7 protein-coding genes and 2 rRNA genes are annotated in these 7396 nt (G+C 58.6%); 4 read left to right on the top strand and 5 right to left on the bottom strand.

What is annotated here, in order from left to right; translation table 11 throughout:
- A 23S ribosomal RNA gene (locus tag ACE1EY_RS06650) occupies positions 1-483 on the top strand; the annotation flags it as partial.
- A 142-nt stretch (positions 484-625) separates the two neighbouring features.
- Positions 626-741 (top strand): 5S ribosomal RNA (gene rrf / locus ACE1EY_RS06645).
- 118 nt (positions 742-859) lie between these two features.
- Here the strand turns inward: rrf and ACE1EY_RS06640 are convergent.
- The 4 genes from ACE1EY_RS06640 to ACE1EY_RS06625 form a co-directional block, all read right to left on the bottom strand.
- Complete coding sequence (locus tag ACE1EY_RS06640; protein ID WP_370299752.1) at positions 860-2302, bottom strand: aldehyde dehydrogenase family protein; 1443 nt, start codon at positions 2300-2302, stop codon at positions 860-862.
- Positions 2303-2387: 85 nt separating this feature from the next.
- On the bottom strand, positions 2388-2855 hold the full coding sequence (locus ACE1EY_RS06635; protein ID WP_291514476.1) for a hypothetical protein: 468 nt from the start codon (positions 2853-2855) through the stop codon (positions 2388-2390).
- Positions 2856-2866: 11 nt separating this feature from the next.
- Entirely contained in the window at positions 2867-3883 is a 1017-nt protein-coding gene (locus tag ACE1EY_RS06630) for a ParM/StbA family protein (RefSeq protein ID WP_291514477.1), read from the bottom strand.
- Positions 3884-3929: 46 nt separating this feature from the next.
- Positions 3930-4547 (bottom strand): hypothetical protein, encoded by a 618-nt coding sequence (locus tag ACE1EY_RS06625; protein ID WP_291514478.1) that lies wholly within the window; start codon positions 4545-4547, stop codon positions 3930-3932.
- A gap of 99 nt (positions 4548-4646) precedes the next feature.
- Between ACE1EY_RS06625 and ACE1EY_RS06620 the strand changes: the two genes are divergently transcribed.
- Positions 4647-5942: an NADH:flavin oxidoreductase/NADH oxidase family protein gene (locus ACE1EY_RS06620; RefSeq protein WP_370299751.1), complete on the top strand. Its 1296-nt coding sequence runs from the start codon at positions 4647-4649 to the stop codon at positions 5940-5942.
- 33 nt (positions 5943-5975) lie between these two features.
- On the opposite strand, the gene sufT is transcribed toward ACE1EY_RS06620, so the two are convergent.
- Positions 5976-6524 carry a putative Fe-S cluster assembly protein SufT gene (gene sufT, locus ACE1EY_RS06615; RefSeq protein WP_291514480.1) on the bottom strand — a complete coding sequence of 183 codons (549 nt, stop codon included), beginning with the start codon at positions 6522-6524 and terminating at the stop codon, positions 5976-5978.
- A 128-nt stretch (positions 6525-6652) separates the two neighbouring features.
- On the opposite strand from sufT, the gene ACE1EY_RS06610 reads away from it, so the two are divergent.
- Positions 6653-7369 carry an SIMPL domain-containing protein gene (locus ACE1EY_RS06610; RefSeq protein WP_291514481.1) on the top strand — a complete coding sequence of 239 codons (717 nt, stop codon included), beginning with the start codon at positions 6653-6655 and terminating at the stop codon, positions 7367-7369.
- Positions 7370-7396 lie beyond the last annotated feature (27 nt).

Genomic DNA, 7396 nt, shown 5'->3' with positions numbered 1-7396 from the left:
CTCAACGGATAAAAGGTACGCCGGGGATAACAGGCTGATTCCTCCCAAGAGTCCACATCGACGGAGGAGTTTGGCACCTCGATGTCGGCTCATCACATCCTGGGGCTGAAGCAGGTCCCAAGGGTATGGCTGTTCGCCATTTAAAGTGGTACGCGAGCTGGGTTTAGAACGTCGTGAGACAGTTCGGTCCCTATCTGCCGTGCGCGTTTGAGATTTGAGAGGATCTGCCCTTAGTACGAGAGGACCGGGGTGGACGAACCTCTGGTGTTCCGGTTGTCACGCCAGTGGCACTGCCGGGTAGCTACGTTCGGAAGGGATAACCGCTGAAAGCATCTAAGCGGGAAGCCCACCTCAAGATTAGATCTCACTTGACCCTCGAGGTCACTGAAGGGCCCTGGAAGACCACCAGGTTGATAGGCTGGGTGTGGAAGTTCAGTAATGGATGAAGCTAACCAGTACTAATTGCCCGTGAGGCTTGACCATATAACGCTCAAGCGTTCTTCCGATTTCGATGTCCGCAAGCATTATGCTTGAGAACACTACAAAACAGTTGACTGATAACCGAATTTGAGGGGTAAGCATTGCTTGCCGGAGACTTGTGCTCCAAGCGTCCTCACGCCGATTGCCTGGCGGCCATAGCGAGTTGGAACCACCTGATCCCATCCCGAACTCAGAAGTGAAACAGCTTAGCGCCGATGATAGTGTGGGGCCTCCCCATGTGAGAGTAGGTCACCGCCAGGCTCCTAACCGAAACCCCGGACTTCTTGTCCGGGGTTTTTTTATGCCTCGCGTGTTTTGTCCAGTTTCCGGACATAAAAAGGGCGCTAAATAGCGCCCTTTTTACTATGCTGCAGTTTAGCTACGCGGCATGATTCACCGTGAGCTTGACCATCTTCTTCACGAAGTCGGTGTACGGAGGATTGAATATCTTGGTCATTGAGAACTTGTCTTGGACAACCGATCGTTCATGCGAGAACGCTTTGAAGCCCCAATGGCCGTGGGCATTGCCGATGCCGCTGTTGTTGACACCGCCGAACGGCAAATTGCCGTGAAGGTATTGCACCATGTTGGTATTGATGCCGGTGCTGCCGGCCGATGTGGTGGACATCACACGTTGCATGGTGCCCTTGTCTTTCGTAAAGAGGTAAAGCGCTAGCGGCTTTTCGTTGGCGTTGATGTGCTCCAGCACATCATCCAGCGATCTGTAGGTGAGAATCGGTAGCAGTGGACCGAAGATCTCTTCCTGCATGATGCGAGCGTCTTTGGGCACGTTGGTCAAAAGCGTTGGGGCAATGAATCGTTCGTCATCATTGGACTGCCCGCCATGTGCGAGTCGCGCTCCTTGGTTAACGGCATCCTGCATCAACCCGTGAATACGGTCATGGTGGCGTTCGTTGACGATTCGGCAGTAGTCCGCGCTAGCTTCCGGATTATCTCCATAAAACGTGTTGATCTGTTTTGCCGCTGCAGCAACGAACTCGTCGTGTACGGACTCGTGTACGTAAAGATAGTCGGGCGCGATGCAGGTCTGGCCGTTGTTGCAGAACTTGCCCCAGGCAATGCTCTCAGCGGCCCGTTTGACGTTTGCGGTCTGGTCGACGATGACGGGGCTCTTGCCCCCGAGCTCCAATGTCACGGACGTGAGATGCTCGGCGGCCGCCTTCATGACGATCTTCCCGACAGCGGGGCTGCCCGTGAAGAAGATGTGGTCGAACGGTAACGAAAGCAGTGCCTGCGAGGCGCGCACGTCGCCTTCGATAACCGCCACTTCGCTGGGGTCGAACGCAGACTCGATTAACTCTCGCATCAGCGCGGACATGTTCGGCGTCATCTCTGATGGTTTGATGATGGCCGGGCACCCGGCGCCGAGCGCGCTGACTAGCGGCATGAAACTCAGATTCAGCGGGTAATTCCACGGCGAGATGATGAGGCTCACCCCACGGGGCTCGTGCTGAACCCAAGCCTTGGTTCCCAGCGTTGTAGCCGTCGGACGAACCCGCATGGGCTTCATCCAACGTTTGAGCTTCTTGATATTCTTCCGCGCTTCAGCGACTACCGGCATGATCTCGGAGATATCGACCTCCGTTTCCGGCTTGCGGAAATCAGCGTAGGCCGCCTGATAGATTCGCTCCGAATTATCCTGAACGAGCGCTAGGAGTCGTTTGATCCGGCTGATTCGTTCGGCCGCGGTCGAGCGTCTCCACTCAAGTGCGGTGCGCTGCTGAGCCTGGAATATCGAATCAATTGCCGAGATATCGGGATCGGTGTCCCGACTCGTGAATTTTTCTGCGGGTGTGCTCATGACGTACCTCGTAGCGAGCGTCCTGCTCTGTCAGAGATCGAACCATACACCCGTGATTTCAGCCCGTAAATGAACGATCGTCCAATTACTGTTTCGTGCGGGTTTGCTCCCAATCGTCAACCGCTTGGACGACGTTGCCAGCGACCGCACCAATCAGCGCTTCTGCACTGACTTCGTCACTGGCGGTCAGAGCCCGCCAGGCGGCATTGAGCATCGGCTCCTGTGCAGATAAGACCTGCTCATCCAGCAGCATCTGATGGGCTCGGTGCACGGCGTCGATGCACTCGGCTACCGCATCTAATGAAAACTCGGCTTCCTTCATGACGAGTGCAAGCGTCGCGTCAGGCAGTTTATCCAAGGCTTGAGAGCTAGAGGATTCCCCGAGGTTGCCCCACTCATCGGAGTAGATGCCCAGAAGGCGCGTCACGACATGGTGCACGGCGAGCATGCAGGGGAGGTCGGTGGCCAGCCAGGGTTCGTTACGGGATGCCGCGATGCTTGCACAAACCTTGAGAGTCGGCGCTACGATCGATTGGTATTCCAGACTGTTCAACCAGTCTTCGCTTATCTCTGCCACAAATGCACGCCGTATTTTTGGTAGCCACGAACGTTGTTGAGCCGGGTGTCTTCACCGGCTTTCACTTCAAGAACCTGCCCGATCAGCTGCCCGGAAAGATACGGTGCCAACGCAGCGCCGCCGCCTCCAGTGATGACTATGGAATCGATGTCCCAATCGTCTGCCCACAGCTGATTGACCTCGGTTGCGATACTCGTTGCCAGGCGTTGCATGGCGTGAGCGGTGATTTTTTCCAGATCGAATGTGCGTCCGCGGATCTTGATGCTGCCCTCCGAGACCGCGTCGTACAGTCGGTAGAGTTCGACGTTGACGCCGCTCTTTTCATGCAGCGCGGCGGCGATGCCCTTGAACGCCTTGGACACGCCCGCGTCGGTTGATTGGCTGCCGCGTTCGGAATAACGGGTCTTGTTGGAGATCGTGTAATCGGCTGTTTTGAAACCAACATCAATAATGCCAATCTTCTCAGTTGCCAGACGCCTGTCGGATGCGCGGCCAACGTTGTTCAGCAGTAGATTGAACATCGTGCCAAACGGTTGCGGGATAACGCGCACGCGTTCGATGTTCAGGCTGCGCGTCGTCCGGACACCCTGATGGTCGATTACCGCAAACTCGTGCCGCTTCTGCAGACGCTCGACGAGTTCATCCTTGTGCCGACGGTAATAGCTGATGGGCAATCCGGTCACCAGCCGCACCGGTGTGCCGTCTTCAACCACGGCGGAGAGCGCAGTGAGTGTGAGCGTACGCAGAAAACTGGTGACCAGCTTGTCCTGATCCAGCGTGAACGTGCGTCCGCGACTTTGTGATTCAGCCAACTCTCCGACAAACCAGGCGCCGTCTTCGGTTTCTATGTGTCGGTGCGGCGGACGTTCGGACGCGCCGTCGATCAAGCTTTCCCGGAACTGTATGTCGGCGGGATCGCCCAGCACTGACTTGAAGATCTCCACCTGCTTGCCATCGGTGACCTTGGCGAAACCAAAGCCGATATCGACGCCTACGATGTGCATAGCTGGTCCCTGGTTCGACGTACTCGACTTGCTGGCCGCTGCCCGTTCATTCTGTGTCAATGGTCCGATAATCTCCTGAGATCCGATAAGTAGCGGTATAGGGCGACCGTTCGACGACGCTCATGACTTCGCGACGTCCCACCACCCGGCCCGAGCTGGAGTCCGTGAAGGTCGTCCAGACAGGCAGTCCAGGCAACTCAAGAATCCGATTGTCGGTGCCCGCGCCCACCGCCGACAACATGCTTCGATAGCGTTCTATTAGGAGCGGGTCGACCGCTTTCGTCATGCCGACATCAACCTCATACCCATCCTTGCTGAGTCGATATTGTTCGACCGGCCAGCGTCGGTGAACACCCGAACTCTCCGGCTCGAACGCCCGTGCCAAAGGCATGCGGCTGTCGGCCAAGCGTCGGGTCATGCGGGTTCTGCGCTCGTGATCCAATACGTGCACAACATTGGTGTCAGCGTTTGCAATCAGGGCGATACGGCCATCGTCGTAGCGCAATCGCCCTTCGCCAACCCAGGTGTAAGCCGATCGTTTGTCGCCCTGCGCATCGGTGATGCGTTGCAGGATCAGCCAATCCGCGTTCGCCGAGCTAATTGGGATCAGCAGGCAGGCCACGGCAATGATTAGGCGGGTGTTGGGGAGGCGGCACTTCAGCATGGCGCAAGTGTAGTCGCTTCGGCCGCTAGAGGTCATGTCCGGGTTATCGCCGCGGTAGCGTGGAACAATGGCCCTGTTGAATGTCGCCAGGGAGTAGCCATGACCAAGAATTCATCGACGATCAGCGCCGCGTTGACGCTGCCCTGCGGCGTCGCGTTGCCGAACCGGCTCGCCAAGGCCGCGATGACGGAAGGGCTGGCGGATCCTTGGCTACGGGCGACCGAGCGTCACCAGCATCTTTACCGCCGATGGTCCCGCGGCGGAGCCGGGTTGCTGCTCACCGGTAACGTGATGGTTGATCGCCGCGTCCTGGAACGGCCCGGGAACGTCGCGATTGATGGTAATGGCGGATTGGCCATGCTGGAATCCTGGGCTCGGGCAGGAACCTGCGCAGGCAACCAGCTATGGATGCAGATCTCGCATGCCGGCCGCCAAAGTCCGCGTTACGTGACACGCCAGCCACTCGCGCCGTCCGAGGTTCAATTGAACCTCGCGGGCAACTACGCCAAGCCGCGGGCGATCACCGAGGACGAGATTCATCATTTCGTCGAGCGCTTCGCTACGGTCGCCCGTGTTGCGCAAAGCACCGGGTTTACCGGCGTTCAAATTCACGCTGCGCACGGCTATCTGCTGTCGTCCTTTCTCTCTCCGGTCACCAATCGCCGGCAAGATCAATGGGGTGGCTCGTTGGACAATCGCGCCCGTTTCCTGCTCCAGACCGTGCGGCGTGTGCGCGCCACGGTCGGCGCGAACTTCCCCGTCGCCGTCAAACTCAATTCGGCTGACTTTCAGAAAGGTGGCTTCGGCGAGGACGATTGTCTGCAGGTCGTCGAATGGCTAAATGACGAAGGCATCGACCTGCTGGAAATCTCCGGCGGCAACTATGAGCAACCACGCCTGCTGGGGTATAGCGGCCGCGACGAATCCGCGGCCGATGAGCGTGAGCTGAGGGATAGCACGCGCGAGCGCGAGGCCTATTTTCTTGATTTTGCTGCCAAGGTCAGAGACGTCCGGAAAATGCCGCTCATGGTGACGGGCGGATTCCGCACGATGGCCGTGATGGAATCCGCGCTGCAATCGGGCGATGCCGATGTGATCGGTCTTGGTCGGCCGCTGTGTACCGACCCGAACGTGCCGATGCAGCTATTGAACGGCGAACGTGAAGCTGCCCCGGCCTATGAGTCGTCCGTACGGCTGGGCACCGGAGTCTGGGGTGGAAACTCGTCGTTTTTTCCGCTCAAGCTGCTCAACGTGCTGGGACAGCAAGGTTGGTACTACCAGCAGATCATGCGGTTGGCGGACGGCAAGTCCGCCGATACGGCGATGCATTTGATCCCGGCGCTCTGTCGTTATCTGGCCGACGAGTGGATGTCTGCCGCGCGCTTGAAGCGATAGCGACTGCGGCGGCGAATCTGCGGTATTCGCTGGCTACATCATGCCTGTTGCGAGTCGCGCCGCCTCCGACATCATGCTCTGGCTCCACGGCGGATCAAAGACCAGTTCCACGTCGGCAGTCTCGACCGTCGGAACCTGCAGCACTTTGGTGCGAACATCGTTCACCAGAATGTCGCCCATTCCGCAGCCCGGCGCTGTCAGAGTCATGTCGACCCGTACCTTCCGCCCATCTGCGTCGTGTTCGACTTGGCAGGAGTAGATCAGGCCCAAGTCAACAATATTCACCGGTATCTCGGGGTCGTAACAGGTTTTCATCTGTTCCCAGATCAGCTTCTCGACGTCGGCATCGCTCGCATCCTCCGGCAAGGTCAATGCGCCTTCGGGTTCTTTTCCGAGGGCGTCAGCGTCCTTCCCATCGATGCGGAACAGATGGCCTTCGACATAAATGGTGTAGCTGCCGCCTAGCGCCTGCGTGATGACCGCATCGGTTTCCTCCGGCAATTCCACCTTGTCACCAGCAGGGATCAGAATGCCGATCACATCTCGGCGTAGAGTGACGGGTTCGCTGGTAGAGCCGTGCATAGTCTGGGAGTCCGGGCAATGAAGCGAGGGATACCCCTCGATTGATGAGCATGAATTGTATCGCGCCCAGGAACCGGCACGTCGCTCGGCCTGTCTGAGGCGATCGCAGACATACAGAGGAGATTGGGATGGAGTATCGCTGGTTCAAGGGTTTACTGGTTTGCGCGTTGCTGAGCGGATGCGGGCAGCTTGGGGCAGAGCCGTCGCGGCAGGCTGCGAATACGATCTCGGTCACGGGCGAGGCGACGTTACAGGTCGCGCCCGACAAAGCCACGGTGCAACTGGGCGTGGAGCATCAGGCGGATTCGGTGTCGGCAGCGCAGAAACAGGCTGATCAGGTGGTTGCGCACGTGCTGGCCCTCACCGATCGACTCGGCGTGAAGCGGGATCAGGTCAAGACCACCGGGCTCAATATCCGGCCCGAGTACACCTGGATCGGCGAGCCTCGGCGTCGCGAGTTGCAGGGCTATGTGGTCACACGTCAGATCATCGTTCAGGTCAACGAACTGACGAAGCTCGGCGAGATGATGGCCGGGGCTGTCGACGCCGGAGTGAATCAGGTACAGCCACCGATGTTTGATCATTCTGATCGGGCATCGTTGGAACGCGAAGCGCTGGCGAAGGCGGCCAAGGACGCCAAGGCACAGGCGCAGGTTCTGGCGGACGCATTGGATGTTCGCTTGGCAGGGCCGCTGACAGTCACCAGCGGTAGCGCACAGCCGCCGCAACCGGTGCCGCACATGGCGCTACGCATGTCTGCGGAATCGGCCGACGCGAGCCAGGGCTACGAGACCGGCCAGATTGCCATTCGAGCCATGGTGAACGCCGTCTTCCGCGTGGACTGAGTCGCGTGTTCACGGTCGCTCTGCCGA

The sequence above is a fragment of the Abyssibacter sp. genome, assembly GCF_964229365.1.
Classification (GTDB): domain Bacteria; phylum Pseudomonadota; class Gammaproteobacteria; order Nevskiales; family OUC007; genus Abyssibacter.
This window is presented reverse-complemented; position numbering and strand designations above follow the sequence as displayed.

Bases quoted from the DNA above. Each gene is read 5' to 3' on its own strand.
- ACE1EY_RS06625 (WP_291514478.1), bottom strand. From the start codon at position 4,547: ATGCTGAAGTGCCGCCTCCCCAACACCCGCCTAATCATTGCCGTGGCC.
- ACE1EY_RS06630 (WP_291514477.1), bottom strand. From the start codon at position 3,883: ATGCACATCGTAGGCGTCGATATCGGCTTTGGTTTCGCCAAGGTCACC.
- sufT (WP_291514480.1), bottom strand. From the start codon at position 6,524: ATGCACGGCTCTACCAGCGAACCCGTCACTCTACGCCGAGATGTGATC.
- ACE1EY_RS06610 (WP_291514481.1), top strand. From the start codon at position 6,653: ATGGAGTATCGCTGGTTCAAGGGTTTACTGGTTTGCGCGTTGCTGAGC.
- ACE1EY_RS06620 (WP_370299751.1), top strand. From the start codon at position 4,647: ATGACCAAGAATTCATCGACGATCAGCGCCGCGTTGACGCTGCCCTGC.
- ACE1EY_RS06640 (WP_370299752.1), bottom strand. From the start codon at position 2,302: ATGAGCACACCCGCAGAAAAATTCACGAGTCGGGACACCGATCCCGAT.